The organism is Azospirillum brasilense, assembly GCF_022023855.1.
GTDB classification, from domain to species: Bacteria; Pseudomonadota; Alphaproteobacteria; order Azospirillales; family Azospirillaceae; genus Azospirillum; species Azospirillum brasilense_F.
Map to the genome: position 1 here is coordinate 102,844 of NZ_CP059453.1, position 15,888 is coordinate 118,731.

At 68.3% G+C, this 15,888-nt stretch carries 16 protein-coding genes and 1 riboswitch; of the genes, 6 read left to right on the forward strand and 10 right to left on the reverse strand.

Annotated elements, in window-relative coordinates:
- The first annotated feature begins 40 nt into the window (after positions 1-40).
- From H1Q64_RS30200 to H1Q64_RS30210, 3 genes are all read left to right on the forward strand, one after another.
- Positions 41-976 carry a LysR family transcriptional regulator gene (locus H1Q64_RS30200; protein WP_237908029.1) on the forward strand — a complete coding sequence of 312 codons (936 nt, stop codon included), beginning with the start codon at positions 41-43 and terminating at the stop codon, positions 974-976.
- A 115-nt stretch (positions 977-1,091) separates the two neighbouring features.
- A complete protein-coding gene (locus H1Q64_RS30205; protein ID WP_237908030.1) occupies positions 1,092-2,345 on the forward strand; it encodes an MFS transporter in 1,254 nt (417 codons plus the stop codon).
- 4 nt (positions 2,346-2,349) lie between these two features.
- Positions 2,350-2,757, forward strand: a complete 408-nt coding sequence (locus H1Q64_RS30210; protein WP_237908031.1) for a hypothetical protein — start codon at positions 2,350-2,352, stop codon at positions 2,755-2,757.
- A gap of 392 nt (positions 2,758-3,149) precedes the next feature.
- Here H1Q64_RS30210 and H1Q64_RS30215 read toward each other — a convergent pair whose 3' ends face one another.
- The 6 genes from H1Q64_RS30215 to H1Q64_RS30240 form a co-directional block, all read right to left on the reverse strand.
- Positions 3,150-3,575, reverse strand: coding sequence for a hypothetical protein (locus tag H1Q64_RS30215; protein ID WP_237908032.1), 426 nt, complete (start codon positions 3,573-3,575; stop codon positions 3,150-3,152).
- Positions 3,576-3,580: 5 nt separating this feature from the next.
- A complete protein-coding gene (locus H1Q64_RS30220; protein WP_237908033.1) occupies positions 3,581-4,108 on the reverse strand; it encodes a hypothetical protein in 528 nt (175 codons plus the stop codon).
- Positions 4,109-4,122: 14 nt separating this feature from the next.
- Positions 4,123-4,494 carry a hypothetical protein gene (locus H1Q64_RS30225; protein ID WP_237908034.1) on the reverse strand — a complete coding sequence of 124 codons (372 nt, stop codon included), beginning with the start codon at positions 4,492-4,494 and terminating at the stop codon, positions 4,123-4,125.
- 376 nt (positions 4,495-4,870) lie between these two features.
- Positions 4,871-5,593 (reverse strand): acetoacetyl-CoA reductase, encoded by a 723-nt coding sequence (gene phbB / locus H1Q64_RS30230; protein ID WP_119510469.1) that lies wholly within the window; start codon positions 5,591-5,593, stop codon positions 4,871-4,873.
- Between the two features lie 98 nt (positions 5,594-5,691).
- Positions 5,692-6,867 (reverse strand): acetyl-CoA C-acetyltransferase, encoded by a 1,176-nt coding sequence (locus H1Q64_RS30235; protein WP_237908035.1) that lies wholly within the window; start codon positions 6,865-6,867, stop codon positions 5,692-5,694.
- Positions 6,868-6,979: 112 nt separating this feature from the next.
- Entirely contained in the window at positions 6,980-8,239 is a 1,260-nt protein-coding gene (locus H1Q64_RS30240) for an alpha/beta fold hydrolase (RefSeq protein WP_237908036.1), read from the reverse strand.
- Between the two features lie 485 nt (positions 8,240-8,724).
- Here H1Q64_RS30240 and phaR point away from each other — a divergent pair, with 485 nt between their 5' ends.
- Both phaR and H1Q64_RS30250 read left to right on the forward strand, forming a co-directional pair.
- Positions 8,725-9,390, forward strand: coding sequence for a polyhydroxyalkanoate synthesis repressor PhaR (gene phaR, locus H1Q64_RS30245; RefSeq protein ID WP_109139309.1), 666 nt, complete (start codon positions 8,725-8,727; stop codon positions 9,388-9,390).
- Between the two features lie 149 nt (positions 9,391-9,539).
- Positions 9,540-9,764 carry a hypothetical protein gene (locus H1Q64_RS30250; RefSeq protein WP_237908037.1) on the forward strand — a complete coding sequence of 75 codons (225 nt, stop codon included), beginning with the start codon at positions 9,540-9,542 and terminating at the stop codon, positions 9,762-9,764.
- Between the two features lie 86 nt (positions 9,765-9,850).
- Here the strand turns inward: H1Q64_RS30250 and H1Q64_RS30255 are convergent, their stop codons facing one another.
- Together H1Q64_RS30255 and H1Q64_RS30260 are read right to left on the reverse strand one after the other, a co-directional pair.
- Positions 9,851-10,942, reverse strand: coding sequence for a glutathionylspermidine synthase family protein (locus H1Q64_RS30255; protein WP_237908038.1), 1,092 nt, complete (start codon positions 10,940-10,942; stop codon positions 9,851-9,853).
- Between the two features lie 267 nt (positions 10,943-11,209).
- Positions 11,210-13,138, reverse strand: coding sequence for a hypothetical protein (locus H1Q64_RS30260; protein WP_237908039.1), 1,929 nt, complete (start codon positions 13,136-13,138; stop codon positions 11,210-11,212).
- Positions 13,139-13,282: 144 nt separating this feature from the next.
- A riboswitch (cobalamin riboswitch) is annotated at positions 13,283-13,522 on the forward strand.
- Between the two features lie 173 nt (positions 13,523-13,695).
- Here H1Q64_RS30260 and H1Q64_RS30265 point away from each other — a divergent pair.
- The gene (locus tag H1Q64_RS30265) at positions 13,696-14,376 is read left to right on the forward strand and encodes an energy-coupling factor ABC transporter permease (RefSeq protein ID WP_237908040.1); all 681 of its coding nucleotides are present in this window, start codon (positions 13,696-13,698) and stop codon (positions 14,374-14,376) included.
- Positions 14,377-14,459: 83 nt separating this feature from the next.
- Here the strand turns inward: H1Q64_RS30265 and H1Q64_RS30270 are convergent, their stop codons facing one another.
- Entirely contained in the window at positions 14,460-15,227 is a 768-nt protein-coding gene (locus H1Q64_RS30270) for a superoxide dismutase (protein ID WP_237908041.1), read from the reverse strand.
- A gap of 127 nt (positions 15,228-15,354) precedes the next feature.
- Positions 15,355-15,729: a hypothetical protein gene (locus H1Q64_RS30275; RefSeq protein ID WP_237908042.1), complete on the reverse strand. Its 375-nt coding sequence runs from the start codon at positions 15,727-15,729 to the stop codon at positions 15,355-15,357.
- Between the last annotated feature and the right edge of the window lie 159 nt (positions 15,730-15,888).

A 15,888-nucleotide genomic window follows, 5' to 3' on the forward strand; every position in this document is an offset into this window, starting at 1 on the left:
TGGCCAAGAGGCCGAACGAACCGCCGCTCCGGACGCCGCCATGAAGCTCAACGAGATCCGTACCTTCGTCGCCGTGGCCGAAGCCCAGTCCGTGCAGGAGGCCGCGCACCGTCTGGGGCTGACCCAGTCCGCCGTCTCGCGCCTGATCCAGCGGCTGGAGGCGGAGCTTGGCGTGTCCCTGTTCGACCGTCAGACCAAGCCGCTGGCCCTGACCCGCGACGGCGAGATGGCGCTGGCCCACGCGCACCGGGTGCTGACGGCGACGGACGAGCTGTCGGACGCCTTCGCCGGGGCCGCCCAGCCCCAGGGGTTGCTGCGGCTGGGGGTGGCCCATGTGCTGACCGCCATCGCCGCGCACCATCCGCTGGACCGGCTGCGCGCCGCCTTCCCCGGCCTGACCGTCCGCCTGCATTCGGACTGGAGCACGCCGCTGGTCGAGCAGGTCCGCAACGGCACTCTGGACGGCGCGCTGGTGCTGACCCACGACGCCCAGACGCCACCGGACGACCTGGACGCCGTCTGCATCTCGCGCGAGCCCGTGCGGGTCGTCGCGTCGGCCGAGCTGGCCGGGCAGCGGGACTGGACGCTGCCGGCGATGAACGCCGTGGGCTGGGTGCTTCAGCCCGACGGCTGCCAGTACCGGACCGCCATGGGCCGGGCGATGGCGCAGCACGGCCCGGCGCTGAACGTCACGGTGGAGGGATTCGACCAGTCGCTTCTGCTGTCGCTGGTCGCCCGCGGCGTCGGATTCGGGTTGGCCCCGCTGCGGCTGATCGCCCCGACCCTGCACGCCGCCCAGGTGCGGCCGCTGGAGACCCCCGACTTCGCGCTGACCGTCGCGGTGTGGCTGCTGCGCGGCCGCTTCACCGGGCGCATCGGCCCCGTCTTCGACGTGCTGGAGGACAGCCTGCTGGACCTGCTGCCCCCGGCGGCAGAGTCGCCCCTGTCCCTGCCCTGCCATTCCGCAGCCGAATAACCTTCTTTCCCATTGTGAATTTGATGCACGCCCGGCGCACGCTTATCGTGTGACCCTGATGAGACGCGGGCCAGCGTTGCCGCACCGGCCACAGCCCGCGCCGAGGGAGGATAACTTGGACACCAGCAACCGGGCGGGCGGGGCGCCTTCGCCCCGCTCCTGGCGGACGCCGGGATTCGTCATCGCCTGCGGCTGCCTGATCGCCATGCTGGCGTTCGGCCCGCGGTCCAGCATGGGCCTGTTCACCGCACCCCTATCGGAGGCGCACGGCTGGGGCCGCGACGTCTTCGCCCTGTCGATCGCCATCCAGAATCTGGTCTGGGGCATCGGCACCCCCTTCGCCGGGGCGCTGTGCGACCGCTACGGCCCGGCGCTGGTGCTGGGGATCAGTGGCGTTCTCTACGCGCTGGGGCTGGCGCTGATGCCCTACGCCGACACGCCGCTGATGCTGCATCTCAGCTCCGGCCTGCTGATCGGGCTGGGTCTGGCCGGGGCGTCCTTCGGCATCGTCATCGCCGGCTTCAGCCGCATCGTCCCGCCGGAGAAGCGGAGCTGGTCGATGGGCGTGGCCACCGCCGCCGGTTCGATGGGCCAGTTCCTGTTCGCCCCCACCGGCCAGGCCTTCATCGCCGCCTATGGCTGGCAGACGGCGCTGATCCTGTTCGGCGCGTCGATGCTGATGATCCCGGTGCTCGCCTCCTCCTTCGCCGGGGCGGGCGGGTCGAAGAGCGCGCAGGCCGTCACCGGGGCCGACATCGGCTTCGCCGCGACGATCCGGCAGGCCTTCAAGCACCGCAGCTACGTGCTGCTGGTCACCGGCTTCTTCGTCTGCGGCTTCCAGCTCGCCTTCATAACCACGCACCTGCCGCCCTATCTGACCGCCGCCGGGATCAGCCCCGGCCTCGCCTCCTGGGCGATGGCGCTGATCGGGCTGTTCAACGTGGTCGGCTCCTACATGTCGGGCGTGCTGGGCGGCAAGATGAGCAAGCGCCTGCTGCTCTGCGCCAACTACACGCTGCGCGGCCTGTGCACGGCAATCTTCATCCTGCTGCCGGTCACCCCGGTTTCGGTGATCCTCTACGCCGCGGCGATGGGCCTGCTCTGGCTGTCCACAGTGCCGCCGACCTCCGGCCTCGTCGTTCTGATGTTCGGCACGCGCTATCTCGGCATGCTCTACGGCTTCGCCTTCCTCAGCCATCAGGTGGGCGGCTTCCTCGGCGTGTGGCTGGGCGGCGTGCTGTATGAGCGCGTCGGCTCCTACGACGTGGTGTGGTGGGCCAGCGTGGCCCTGGCGCTGGCCGCTGCGGTGGTCAACTGGCCGATCGCCGAGAAGCCCGCCCCTGCCCTGGCCGCGGAAGCGAAGGCCTGAGGCCATGACGGAACCGGCGACCTCCTCCTCTTCTAGCCCCGGCTTCGGTCACGGCTTCGCGCTGGCGCTCGGCGCGCTGGCGCTGGTCGTCTGGGCGGTGGTGACGGGGGTGGCGCTGACCCAGGCGGCGCTGAACGAGGAGGACGGCGGCACGGTGCTCGCCGTCTTCCCGCCGGGCACCCCGACCGCCGAGGCCTTCACCGCGGTGGTCCGCGCCGGCGGCCAGCCGGTGCGCCAGACCTGGATCCCCTTCGCCTGGGTCGCCCGCAGCGACGGCAGCGGCTTCGTCGGGCGCCTGAAGGAGGAGGGGGCGGTCACCGCCTACGGCGAGCTGTCGGTCGGCCCGGCGCTGGGCGGCTGCGCGGTGGTCTCGCTGGACGACAAGCGTCCGGTCAGCTTCCAGTTCAAGTGACGTCACAAACCCGTCATCAAGCGGTAACGGGACCGCAGTTCGGGTATTGACAACCCCCGCAAGGAAGAGCAGGCTATCCCTCAGAGCAACACTGGTTGAGGTGAAGACGCGGTGGACACCGCATCAAGTTGGCAAAAAAGCCAGCTTCTCATCACAGCAAATGTTCCCGTAGCCAGGAGGGTGTGATTGTCATGAGTCCACCTGCGCTTACTTGAGGAAGCCGACCTGTTCGGCCACACATTTCTGAACATTGCCGTTGAGACGGCTCAACCATTGCGGATGTCCTGGCACAACCGCTGAAACCCCCGCCCCCCGCGCGGGGGTTTCGCTTTTGGGCAATCGTTCTCTGGAGCGGCAGCCTCCACTGTGATGAAGGCTGCCGTGGAAGGCATTCAGGCGTCGACCTGATGACCCTCCAGGAACATCGCCTTGGACAGAGCGTCAAAAAAGCTCTGGTAGGGCGCCGGATCTTCGACGGGCGTGATGTTGTACTGGGCGTTGGCCCGGACGAGCGTCTGGGTGGTGCCGCGGGCCCGGGTGGTTACTGTGATCCGCAGGAGATAGCCGTCCAGCTTCGTGGCGCTGACCGTACCGAGCGTCGCGTCCGCCTTGTCCACCACGAAGCCCAAGTCCTGAAGCGTCGCGATGATGGTGCGCAGCATCTTCTGCTGGTCGGTGGTGTCGTAGGCCCGCGTCTGATAGGACCGCACCTGAACCTGCGATTTGGACGTCTCGAGGACTTGGCTGCGCGAGTCCGTCTGACAAGCGCTGACGGTCATCGCAAGGGCGATCATTGGAAAAGCGAGAAACTTCTTCATGATCATCAAATCTCGTTGGCCGTCAGGAACACGGATTGGGAAAGCTTGTCGAAGAACTGCTGGTACATCGTCGGGTCCGTCAACCCTTCGATCTTCGACACGACATTGTGGTTGTTCCAGACAATTCGCTGGAAGGTAACGCGGACCGCCGTCTTCTGGTCGTCAATCGGTCGAGTCACGAGGCTGACACGGATTTTCTGCTTGGTGTCGAACTGCATCGCGTTTGTACCGAACAGGACGGCCATGACGACCGCGCCGGCAACCTGCCCGGCCTCGGTCGCGTCGCGGTCTTTGGAACCGACGATCAGACCGGCGGGAACCGTGCTCTCGTCAATGGTGAAGCCAAGGTCCTGGATGACCGCAGCGCTCGCCTGAAGCAATTTGGCTTCTTCACTGGTGTCGAAGCGACGCGTCTGCATTTGCCGCTGCTGCAGGCTCTCATGGGAAAGCTGAAGGGCTTCCTTGGGAATGGTCTGCTGGCAACCGGACATAAGAAAGGCGGCAGCCAAAGTTGCCGCAATCGTCTTCTTCATCACAAGGACCCCGCTCAGAAGCTCGACGTGCGATAGGCAAAGTCCCGAACGCGCTGAGCGTTGTCGAACTTTATGATGATCGTCAGGGTGCGCTGCGTTACGGACTTCGCACCGCTGGCCTCACCATAGCCCGGCGAAACCCCCGCCCCCAGGAGTCCGGCCGGCCCCAGAACGCCGCCAAGGACCAGAGCGGAAACGCCTCCCTGGGACGTGGAGTAGGCCGTTTCCGTCGAGATTTTGTCGTAGACCCAGCTTTCACGCCGCTGCTCGTCCGTGGTCACCATGTTCGGCGAACCCAGAACCTGAACGACGTCCGCGGAAGACATGCCGACGCGAATTTCGCGCTGGACCGTACCGACCGTCACCCGATCATTTGAATTGTTCATCACAGCCGCCCTGTGCTGGTCCGCCGTCGCGCAACCAGCCAACGCCAGCGTCAAGACGGCAACACGAAGGGTCGCAATTCCCGCAGTTCGTTTTTTCATTTCTTGGCCTGTATGAACTCGAAGATTTCTCGAATTCAGTTTTAATTTTTTCGGTCGCTTGAGTCCACACCTAAAGCGTGCATATAGGAGTATGTATATAGTTTATAAGAGTTCTCTATTTTTTCGATGCAACTCAAAATGAATAGCGGTGCCGGGCCAGCCGGCCGTTTGGGCGTGAGGAAAAGAAAAACCCCTCCCCCGCGGTGGCGGGAGAGGGGCGAAGGCTTCGTGTCGCTTCAAACAGGCCCGAGGGCCTGGGAGTCAAGGCATCAGCCGATCAGTACATGTGCTGACCGCCGTTGATCGACAGGGTCGAGCCGGTGATGAAGCCGGCGTCGTCGCCGACCAGGAACAGCACGCCGCGGGCGATCTCCTCGGCCTTGCCGAGACGGCCGACCGGGATGCGGGCGACGATCTTCTCCAGCACGTTGGGCGGCACCGCGCGCACCATGTCGGTGTCGATGTAGCCCGGCGCGATGGCGTTGACGGTGACGCCCTTGGCCGCGCCCTCCTGGGCCAGCGCCTTGGTGAAGCCGTGGATGCCCGACTTGGCGGCGGCGTAGTTCACCTGACCGTACTGGCCGGCTTGGCCGTTCACCGAGCCGATGTTGACGATGCGGCCGAAGCCGCGCTCGCGCATGCCGTCGATGACGTTGCGGCAGAGGTTGAAGCAGGAGGTGAGGTTCGTCGCGATGACGTCGTTCCACTGCTGCGGGGTCATGCGGTGGATCACGCCGTCGCGGGTGATACCCGCGTTGTTCACCACCACATCCACCGGCCCGAGTTCGGCGGTGATCTTCGCGATGCCATCCTTCACGGCGTCGAAGTCCGACACGTCGAACTTGTAGACCGCGATGCCCGTGCGGGCCGAGAATTCCTTCGCCTTCTCATCGTTGCCGGCGTAGTTGGCGGCAACGACATAGCCGGCGTTCTTCAACGCGACGGAGATGGCTTCGCCGATACCGCGCGTTCCGCCCGTGACGACTGCAACTCGAGCCATTGGCTCCTCCCCCAAAGCTTGATGTTGGATTCTTTATCGGTTTCTGTAGGCACACATACGAAGCGGGCCGCACCCCGGAGGGAACGGCCCGCTTTTCATCAGCCCCGCTCGACGGTGAGGGCGATGCCCATGCCGCCACCGATGCACAAGGTGGCGAGGCCCTTCTTGGCGTCGCGCTTCTGCATCTCATAGAGCAGGGTGGTCAGGACGCGGGCGCCGGAAGCGCCGACCGGGTGGCCGAGCGCGATGGCGCCGCCGTTGACGTTGACCTTGGAGGTGTCCCAGCCAAGGTCCTTGTTGACGGCCAGGGCCTGCGCGGCGAAGGCCTCGTTCGCCTCGATCAGGTCCAGGTCCTCGTGCTTCCAGCCGGCCTTCTCCAGCGCGAGGCGGGAAGCCGGGATCGGGCCGGTGCCCATGATCGCCGGATCGACGCCGGCGGTCGCCCAGGAGACGATGCGGGCCAGCGGGGTCAGGCCGCGCTTGGCCGCGTTCTCGGCGGTCATCAGGACCAGCGCGGCGGCGCCGTCGTTGATGCCCGAGGCGTTGCCGGCGGTCACCGTGCCGTCCTTGGAGAAGGCCGGGCGCAGCTTCGCCAGCGATTCCGCGGTGGTGCCGTGCTTCGGATACTCGTCGTCGGCGACGATGATGTCGCCCTTGCGGCCCTTGATGGTGACCGGGATGATCTCGTCCTTGAAGCGGCCCGACTTCTGGGCGGCCTCGGCCTTCTGCTGCGAGGCGGCGGCGAAGGCGTCCTGCTCGTCGCGGGTCAGCTGCCACTTCTGGGCGACGTTCTCGGCCGTCGTGCCCATGTGGTAGCCCTTGAAGGCGTCCATCAGGCCGTCCTTCAGCATGGTGTCGAGCATCTCGGCGGCGCCCATCTTCACGCCGTTGCGCAGATGCATGACGTGCGGGGCCTGGCTCATGCTCTCCTGGCCGCCGACGACCATGACCTCGGCGTCGCCGTTGCGGATCGCCTGGTAGCCGAGCGCCACCGAGCGCAGGCCCGAGCCGCAGAGCTGGTTGATGCCGAAGGCGGTGGCGGAAGCCGGGATGCCGGCGTTGACGGCGGCCTGGCGGGCCGGGTTCTGGCCCTGACCGGCGGTCAGGATCTGGCCCAGGATGACCTCGGTCACCTCCGCGGCGTCGGTCTTGGCGCGGCTCAGCGCTTCGCGGATGGCGATCTCACCCAGATAATGGGCCGGTACGGCGCTGAGCGCCCCGTTGAAGCTGCCGATGGGAGTACGCGCTGCGCTGGCGATCACAACCTCGGTCATGTTGACGCTCCTCAGATTTTGTCAGTTTTATTATCGTGTCAGTGGGCCGCACGGAGTGGGAAAAACCTTATGCGCGGATTTCCCGCAATGCAAGACACCTGACTGGCTGCGGTTATCCTGCCGCACTAAGCCATTCGGCCAGGGGGCGCCAAACGCCTGTTTCAGCTCCGGCGCTGACCACCATGCCAATATGACCGAGCGGCGGCCTGATCATTTGCGCGCGGTCGATTGATCTTGCCAATGCCACCGCGGAAGACGGCGGAACGATGCGGTCGCGCTCCGGGATCAGCGCCAGGACCGGCATGCGCAACCGCGCCGGCTCCACCGGCTGGCCGGCGACCAGCCACTCGCCGCGCGCCGTGTCGTTGCGCCCGTACCAGCCGGCCAGTGTGTCGCGCGCCACCCCGGCGACCAGCGGCACCCCGTCGTTCAGCCAGTCCTCCAGCGACACGAAGGCGAGCGCGGCGCGGCTGTCCGGCTCCATGCGGGCGAACTGCGCGAACTTCTTCAGCGCCAACAGCGGGTCGAGTTGGGCGAACAGCGCCTGCAGCATGTCCACCGGCAGTTCCCCCCAGGCGTCGAGCAGCGGGCCGAAGGGCTGGAAAAAGCTCGCGGCGCGGCGGGCCATGCCCGCGTCCTCGGCGTGGAAGTCCCAGGGCGTGGCGAGCAGGCCGAGCGCCGCGACCTCCTTGGGGCGGCGCTGCGCCAGCGCGGTGGCGAGCAGCCCGCCCATGCAATAGCCGACCACCGGAACCGGCCGGCCCACCGCCTCCACCACCACGGCGAGCGCCCGCTCCAGCCGCCCGGCGATGTAGTCGGTCAGGCTGTAGCGCCGCTCCAGCGGGCCGGGCGTGCCCCAGTCGATCAGGAAGGGGCGCAGCCCCTGCGCGGCCAGCCAGCGCATCAGGCTTTTGCGCGCCGACAGGTCGAGGATGTAATGGCGATTGACCAGCGACGGCACGAACAGGACCGGCGCGCCCGTCGCCGGGCCGAGGGCGCCGTAGTCGAGCAGGCGGGACGCCCCTTCCGTCCACAGCACGGGCGGGTCGGGAAGGTCGCGGCGGTAGGGGTGGCGGCGGTAGCGCTCGATCCCCGTCAAGGCGAGGTCGAGCTGGCAGCGGACCTCCCGGTCAACCGCCTGGGCGAACGCGTCCGCGTCGGTTGCGGCGATCCGCCGGCGCAGGTCCTCCGCCCGCTCCCGCAGATGCGGCTTCCATGGCAGCGAGCCGTTCTTCAAGTGTGGCAATGCGGCGGAGGAGCTGAGCAGTGTCGCCGCCGCCGTCGCCAGATGCAGCGCCAGCGGCCGCGGCCCCAGCCTTGGGGTGGGCCGCAGAGCGGGTTGCGGGGGGATCGTGGCGTTGTCCCCGGTCACGCGGCTCTCCCTCGCAGGACGGCTGGGACCCGGCAGGCTGGGATGGGGCCGGCGTCGGATTCCAGCCGGTGCCCGGCGGGCTGGTGTAGGCGAAACCGCCCGGCCCCAGGACGAAGGGCGCCATCGCCGCGGCGCCCTGCGCCATCATCTGGAACAGGCGGGCGGCGGCATCGGCCATCTCGGGATCGGCGGCGCAGGCCGCCCATTGTTCCTGCCACAGGTCGAGGTACCGTTGCGCGAGCGTTTCCAGGGACGGGATGTCGGATTCGGACGATTCGGCCATGGCGGGGAGTATATGAGGGAGGCGGTGCCCTTGACCAGAGCCGCGAAGGACCGATCGAAAATGCCGCAAATCCCGAATTATCGGGGGGACGCCCATCTGGGGTCGCAGCGCTGCGGCACAGCACTGGACAGGGTGCATTCCTTCGAGTAGTCCTTATATCTGGAACATTCTCGCCGCACGACCCTTCTTGAAAGAAACAGCGATGGCCGACAAGGAAGACCAGAAGTCCGCGACGATCACGATCAAGAAGTACGCCAACCGGCGGCTCTACAACACGGCGACCAGCAGCTACGTGACGCTCGACCATCTCTGTCAGATGGTCAAGGACGGGCTCGACTTTGTGGTCTATGACGCGAAGACCGGGGAGGACATTACCCGCTCCGTCCTGACGCAGATCATCGTGGAGGAGGAGAGCAAGGGCCAGAACCTGCTGCCGATCAGCTTCCTGCGCCAGCTCATCGGCTTCTACGGCGACAACATGCAGTGGATGGTGCCGCGCTACCTCGAATATTCGATGCAGTCCTTCTCGCGCAACCAGGAGCAGATGCGCGACTATTTCCAGAACACGCTGGGGGGCATGTTCCCCTTCGGCCGGCTGGAAGAGGTCGGCAAGCAGAACATGGCGATGTTCGAACGGGCCATGCGCATGTTCTCGCCCTTCGGCGGCGCCGAGGACGGGCAGCCCGGCGAACACCCCGCCGCCCCGCCCCGCCCGGCGGCCCCCGGTCCGTCCGCCGTTCCGCCCAACGGCGCGGCCGCAGCGGCCAGCCACACCTATGAAGAGCTTCAGAAGCAGATCGACGACCTGCAGAAGCAGATCGCCAGCATCGCCAAGCCGGCCCGCCCGGCGAAGCCCGAAGGCAAGTGAGCGGCGCCGCCGCCAATCGCATCGACGGCCATCGCGTTCACGGCGTTGCAGCGCAGGGTGGGGAAAGTTCCCCGCCCTTTTCTGTTTTTTTCGGCACCAGTGGCCTGCCCGGCTGTTTGTCCAACGGAACGGTCCAGAGGAGGAACGCCATGAAGACCGAGCTGCAGATGTCGATGGAACTGGAGGTTGCGGACGCCCAGGACGCCCACCGATTCGAGGAAAAGCTGCGCGGCTGGCTGCGCCACCAGAGTCAGGTCGTGTCGGTGTCCGCCACCCACAGCGGCGTCGGCAACGATGTCGCGTGGCGGGACGCCCGCCGGGCGACGTTCGGCTCGCCGCTGCCCAATCCCTTCGCGCCGGGCCGCAGCCGCTGAGCCCCGCCGCTTGATCGCCGCCGCCGAAGCGCCCGCCCTGCGCCCCGTTGGAACAGGGCGGGTTCCTTCCACCCCGTGAAAGCGCGTCAGCCGCGGAAGATGTGCGGCACCATCGCCGCGTCGGAGCCGACCCGCGGGTCCGTCGATTCACGGACCGACATGCCCAGACACTTGTCCCCGATGATCCAACAGTGCAGGAGCGCGTGGACGCCCTCCTCCTCGAAGATCGGCGGGGTTTCCAGCCAGACCCGCCCTCCCGGATGCTCGGCGCTGCCGGTGTCCGAGATGGTGCGGCCGTGCGCCGTCATGCGCTGGGCCGCGTCGTCCAGCCCGAACAGGCTGCGCTCGGTCACCGCGTCACAGCCGGCCAGCTCCTCAGGGTCGAGCGCAGCGCGGCACAGGTTCGGGTGGCGCGGGTAGAGCGACCACAGCGTCGCCAGCAGCCCGTGGTTCGACATCGGCCAGCACCACAGCGGCGACAGCATGCTCATGCCGCCCATCCGCAGCTTCTGCAGGAAGGCGTCGTCGGCCAGCCCCTGCCAGGGATAGATCTTCGCCAGCCAGGAGGCCGTCTGCCCCTCGTCGTCGATGAAGCGCTGGCCGTCCCAGCCCAGGCTTTGCAGCGGCAGCAGATGCGTGGCGATCCCGGCCTCCGCCGCGGTGGCGGCCAGATAGACCAGCTCGCTCTCGCGCATCGGGTCGGGGGTGGCGCAGGCCAGATGGACGAGCCCACGGCCCGGCATGCCCGCCGCCAGCTCCTCCCAGCGCTCCACCAGCCCCTCGTGCAGGCCGTTGAACTGGTTGGCATCGCCCATCAGGGCCTCGCGCCAGTTGCGCTGGATGATCGAGGCGGCGAACAGCCCCTCCGGCGTGTCGTAGTTGCAGGCCAGCAGCTTGACCGAATCGCGCCCGTCATAGGCCAGCGTCAGCCGCCCGATCAGCGCGCCGGCCCGCTCGTTCAGGCGCCCCGCGGCCCAATAGTCGTTCCAAGAGGCTTCGAGCAGCCGCGCCACGCCGCCGCGGACCCCCAGCCGGGCCAGCGCCCGCCCGTCCACCGTCGCGCGCAGCGCCTCGCGCAGCATGGTGTGCAGCTCGTCGGCGACGCTTTCGATCAGGTCGATCTGATGGGCGGAGAACTCGTACCGCACATCCTCGCGCCAGAAGGCGCCGGCGCTCATGGCGCGGACACCGTAGGGGTATTTACGGAGCCCCGGACGCCAATCCGCACGGGGTTTCATGACTGCTCTGCGCATCGTGTGCTTACCGGGCCGCCGGATTCAATCCATGGTTTTGCCCCGCTGCGGCGCGCCGCTTGCGGCCGTCCGGGATTCGGTGGGGGCGGATCATTGCGGCGCAAACGCGCCAACACAAGCGCCTTGCGCGCCCGTCCCTCCGTTTTTCCACGCTTCCCCTCTCGGATCTCACAGGCCGGGTGGGAACGCTTGTCAGTACGTGCGGCTGGCCAGCCAAGCCGTAATGGCGCTCTCCATCGCCCCGGCGGTCGGATCGCCGTGCTCCGGGCCGCTTCCCACCATGGGAAGCCCGGCCGCGACGGCGATGTCCTCCGCCGGGGCGGCGGTCCCGACGAACAGGTCGCAGCGCCGCAGCAGGGCGCACAGCCCGTCGAAACCCAGCCGCCCGACCGCGTTCACGCAGGCGCCCCCCGCCTCCCCGGCGATGCGCGCAGCGGCTCCCCGGGCGGCCTCCTCGCCGACCAGGATCATGGCGGTGTCCCCGCGCGCGGCAAGGCGGCGGCACAGCTCCGACAGGCCACCGGTGCCGACGGACGCGGACAGGCCGACCGCGCAGCGCCAGCGCACCGGAACGCCCTCGGCCAGAAGCGCGACGGCGGTCCGCTCGCCGGCAGGGGAGGTCCAGACCTCCGTGGCGGGGTCAGGCTCCCTGGCGGTCAGCGCTCCCAGCAGGCCGGCGGGAGCCGGCGCGACGTGGGTCAGGAAGGCGTCGGCGTAATAGCCGCGCACCGGCCGGCCGACCCTGCAACCGAGGCGGAGCAGCGCCCCCGTATCCTGCATCAGGCGGTTGGCGAAGCTGGCATCCTCACCCCGGCCGGGATTGATCGTGAGATCGAACGCGCCGCTGAACTGCTGGCCGATCTCCTGGCGCACGGCGGTCACCAGCGCGTCGTCGGGCGCCCGTCCCTTCAGCGGCGGCAGGTTAACCCGCTGGTTGACGTAGGGGCAGAGGGCGAGCGCCGCCTCCGCGTCCGGTGTCGCGAAGACGGTGATTCGAGCCAGCGGCAAGGCCCGCCGCAACTCCCGCAGGAAGCCGGACGCCCGCAGCACCGCACCCAACCCGTCCAGCAGGAACACGCCGACGCTTCGGATCAGGTCGGTCGGGAAGGGCGGCGGTTCGCCGGGGACGAGCGTGCGGCGGCGAACGGCGGGGCCTGAGCCCCGCAGCAGCGCCACCGCCGGAGCGGTCGAGGCGCCCCGCGCCGGCGGTACGAAGCCCCAGGTTCCCTCGGCATCCGGGCGCGCCAGCGGCTCCACCATGGCATGCTCGGCACGCGTAACGGTCGCCGCGTCGGTCACCCAGGAGAAGAAATCGCGCAGCGGAAGGGTGCCGCCGCCGGCCGACCGCCCCGCCGCCTGCAGGGCCTCCCAACGCTCGACCGCGCCGTCGTAACCGTAATAGGCCTCCTTGAAGGCGACCTGCTCCCGCGTCGCGTAGGCGAAATGCTGGAAGACCAGCCCGCCCGCCGCCGTCTCCTCGTGCAGGAAGGGGTTGGCCGCGCCGAGTTCGAGGTCCGACCCATCGGCTTGCGGGCGCATCAGCCGGGGCGGGACGTGCGAGTGCCAGAAATCCCCCGGCCGGTACCGCCATGTGCGCAGCCATTCGTAGGCGCGGTAATTGCCGTACTGGTCCAGCCGGTCGAGGACCAGGGACGGGCCGACGAAGAAGTGGCAGAGGTACAGAGCCGCCGTGCGCGACGGCGAATCGAGGAACATCCGGCGCGCCCGAGTGATCTGCTCCGCCGTCCAAAGCTCGTCCGCATCGATCTGCCAGAGCAGGCACTCCTCCGTCATGGCGGCCAGCGGCGCCGTCACCATCTCCACCTTGCCCTGCCAGAAGGCGCCGGGCGGCTTGCGGTGGACCGACACGCGGCCGGGCTCCTCCGCGGCGATGCGGTCCAGATATTCCGAGGTGCCGTCGCCGCTACGGCCGTCGCGGTGAAGGTCCTGCGGGACGCGCCCGCCCCGCTGCGCGCACCAGGAGGAGTCGCGGACCTGCTCCGCCACCCCCTCCACGATGTGCCAATGCCAGGGAAAGGGGAGTTGGCGGAAAACCTCCAGGTGATAGCGGATGAAGGGATCGCCGTTCAGCACGATGGTCAGGAAATGAACCGGTAGCATGCCCGCAATCCCGTCCTTCGCCCGTTGATCCGGCCTCGCGCCATCCGCAGGACCTTGTCGGTTCCGCGGGAGCGGTGTCAAGGAAGGCATGCGATGCCGCCGATGGGGCGCCATCCCCCTCTTGACGGCGGGGGACCCCGCCCCTACCCTGGCGCCGGTTATGGTTCCCCGCGCCATCCGGTCGCGGGGCTAAGAGGGAAGCCGGTGAACCGCCCCGATCGGGGGGAAACGGCAAATCCGGCGCTGCCCCCGCAACTGTGAGCGGTGAGCGGCCTCGTCCTTTCCGTGTCACTGGCGCCGCCTGCGGGAACGGGCGCCGGGAAGGCCGGACGATGCCGCCTTGACCCGCAAGCCAGGAGACCTGCCGTAACCGAACGTACGTCCTCGGGCGGGGTGCCCCGGTGGTCGCTTGCCGATGTCCGGCCCAAAGGCCGCCCGTCTTCCGCAAGCCGTCCCTCCGGTGCGCCCATCCAAGGGGACCAAGGGGGTTGCGATGCCGGTGCCTGCCAGCAACGACGCCCTCCCAACGCATGGCAGACTCGGAAAGGGCATAGAGCATGCACATCGAACCCGGCGTCGTGGACGGCGCCAAGATCGCTCTCAGCTACGCGACGGCCGCCGGCGGCTTCGCGATGGCCGGCAAGCTGGCGCGCGACGACGTCCGCAACAACGGCGGGGTCGCGCCGCTGGTGCTGCGCAGCCTGATCGCCACCGCGCTGGTCTTCAGCTTCTTCGAGGTGTTCCCGCACCACCCCGTGGGCGTGTCGGAGGTTCACCTGATCCTCGGTTCGACGCTGCTCCTGCTGTTCGGCGCCGGTGCGGCCTCCATCGGCCTCGCCGCTGGCCTGCTGATCCAGGGCCTGTTCTTCGCGCCGTTCGACCTGCCGCAGTACGGCATGAACGTCACCACGCTGCTGGTCCCGCTGTGGGGCATCAGCCTGCTGGCGAAGCGGATCGTTCCCGACGCCACCCCCTATGTCGACCTGAAGTACTCGCAGGCGCTCGCCCTCTCCACCGCCTACCAGGGCGGCATCGTCGCCTGGGTGGCCTTCTGGGCCTTCTACGGCCACGGCTTCACCGCCGAGACCATGACGGAAGTCGCCTCCTTCGGCGCCGCCTACATGACCGTCATCGTCGTCGAGCCGCTGGCCGACCTCGCCGTGCTGGCCGTCGCCAAGGCGCTGCGCCGCCAGAGCCAGGGCCCGCTGTTCAACGTCCGCCTGCACCAGGGCGCCTGATCGGGCCTCTGGACCAGACGGTTTGCAGGAAGGGCGGCGGGGACATCCCCGCCGCCCTTTTCCGTTTTAGGTCAGCTGGCCGGTCAGATCACCAGCTCGCCCTTTCGGATCGCCGCGTAGCGGCGGTTCACCGCCCCCCAGTCGACCACGTTCCACCAAGCCGCCAGATAGTCGGCGCGCCGGTTCTGGTACTTCAGGTAATAGGCGTGCTCCCACACGTCGTTGCCCATCAGCACGGGCACGCCCTCCATGGCCGGCGAATCCTGGTTCGGGCGGGCGGCGATGGCCAGCTTGCCCGACGACGGGTCGGCGGTGACGAAGACCCAGCCGCTGCCGAACTGCCCGGCCCCCGCCGTGTTGAAGCGGGTCTTGAAGTCGTCGAAGCTGCCGAAGTCGCGCGCGATGGCCGCTCCGACCTCGCCGTCCGGGGCACCGCCCGCCTTCGGCCCCATGATGCTCCAGAACATGCTGTGGTTGGCGTGCCCGCCACCGTTGTTGCGCACCGCGGTGCGGATGCTTTCCGGCAGTTCCGGGACGCGCTTCAGCAGGTCGGCCAGCGGCATCGCCTGAAGGTCGCCGTGGTTGGCGAGCGCCTTGTTGAGGTTGTCGACGTAAGCCTGATGGTGCTTGCCGTGATGCACGCTCATGGTCGTCGCGTCGATGTGCGGTTCCAGCGCGGCGGGCGCGTAGGGCAGCGGCGGCAGCGTGAATCCCTTGCCGCCCGGTGTCTGGCCCCCTGTTGTTTGGGTCCCTGTTGTTTGGGCCAGGACGAAGCGCGGCGCCACGGCCAGCACCAGCGCGGCGGCTCCGGCGGAGAGCAGCAATTGGCGGCGATCCAGGCGAACGGACATGAGACCTCCCATTGTGTGTTTCGTGCCGAACAGCGGGGAAGCGACAGCCTCAGTGCGCCCCGCCCCTCACTCAACAGGGCAATGGGCGTACTCACTCGGTACCGGCGGACCGCGCACCGCCCGTTTCCTACAAGCGGGCCTTTCCAGCCAGTCCGGCGGACGCCGAGCGGGCCATGCCGATCGCCACCGTCCGCCAACGTCCCAGACGGAATCGGGAAGGCGCCGCCGTCGGCTTCCTGACCGGAGCGACCGGAGCCTCTCCCACCACCTCATGAATCTTGCGGCCACGGCGCTCCCGAAGCAGCAGGCGCATCACCTCCTCCTCCGTGACGAGGCGTCCGGCCTTGGCCGAGGCGAGGCTCGCGGTGTCCTGGAGGGCGGCGACCTGAGCCAGAGTGCCGGTCAACCCCTTGGCCGCGGCGGTTTCCAGAGCTTCGCGATGAATGGCGAGGATGAACGGCTTCAGCCCGCGGTCGGGCAATCCGTGCGGCGATGTCGGCATGGCTGAATGGCTCCGGGGATTCGTTCGATCGGGTAAACCATCATCCAACCGATAACCCTGCGGCGGCAAAGACCCCTGCGGATTAGCCCGCCCCCTCCGTTCGGGGAAGCCGACGCAAAACGGCGGGTGCCGGAGGCCGAAGGCCCCGGCACCCGCCGT

Bases quoted from the DNA above. Each gene is read 5' to 3' on its own strand.
- H1Q64_RS30200 (WP_237908029.1), top strand. From the start codon at position 41: ATGAAGCTCAACGAGATCCGTACCTTCGTCGCCGTGGCCGAAGCCCAG.
- H1Q64_RS30210 (WP_237908031.1), top strand. From the start codon at position 2,350: ATGACGGAACCGGCGACCTCCTCCTCTTCTAGCCCCGGCTTCGGTCAC.
- H1Q64_RS30215 (WP_237908032.1), bottom strand. From the start codon at position 3,575: ATGAAGAAGTTTCTCGCTTTTCCAATGATCGCCCTTGCGATGACCGTC.
- H1Q64_RS30220 (WP_237908033.1), bottom strand. From the start codon at position 4,108: ATGAAGAAGACGATTGCGGCAACTTTGGCTGCCGCCTTTCTTATGTCC.
- H1Q64_RS30225 (WP_237908034.1), bottom strand. From the start codon at position 4,494: ATGAACAATTCAAATGATCGGGTGACGGTCGGTACGGTCCAGCGCGAA.
- phbB (WP_119510469.1), bottom strand. From the start codon at position 5,593: ATGGCTCGAGTTGCAGTCGTCACGGGCGGAACGCGCGGTATCGGCGAA.
- H1Q64_RS30235 (WP_237908035.1), bottom strand. From the start codon at position 6,867: ATGACCGAGGTTGTGATCGCCAGCGCAGCGCGTACTCCCATCGGCAGC.
- phaR (WP_109139309.1), top strand. From the start codon at position 8,725: ATGGCCGACAAGGAAGACCAGAAGTCCGCGACGATCACGATCAAGAAG.
- H1Q64_RS30250 (WP_237908037.1), top strand. From the start codon at position 9,540: ATGAAGACCGAGCTGCAGATGTCGATGGAACTGGAGGTTGCGGACGCC.
- H1Q64_RS30255 (WP_237908038.1), bottom strand. From the start codon at position 10,942: ATGAGCGCCGGCGCCTTCTGGCGCGAGGATGTGCGGTACGAGTTCTCC.
- H1Q64_RS30260 (WP_237908039.1), bottom strand. From the start codon at position 13,138: ATGCTACCGGTTCATTTCCTGACCATCGTGCTGAACGGCGATCCCTTC.
- H1Q64_RS30265 (WP_237908040.1), top strand. From the start codon at position 13,696: ATGCACATCGAACCCGGCGTCGTGGACGGCGCCAAGATCGCTCTCAGC.
- H1Q64_RS30270 (WP_237908041.1), bottom strand. From the start codon at position 15,227: ATGTCCGTTCGCCTGGATCGCCGCCAATTGCTGCTCTCCGCCGGAGCC.
- H1Q64_RS30275 (WP_237908042.1), bottom strand. From the start codon at position 15,729: ATGCCGACATCGCCGCACGGATTGCCCGACCGCGGGCTGAAGCCGTTC.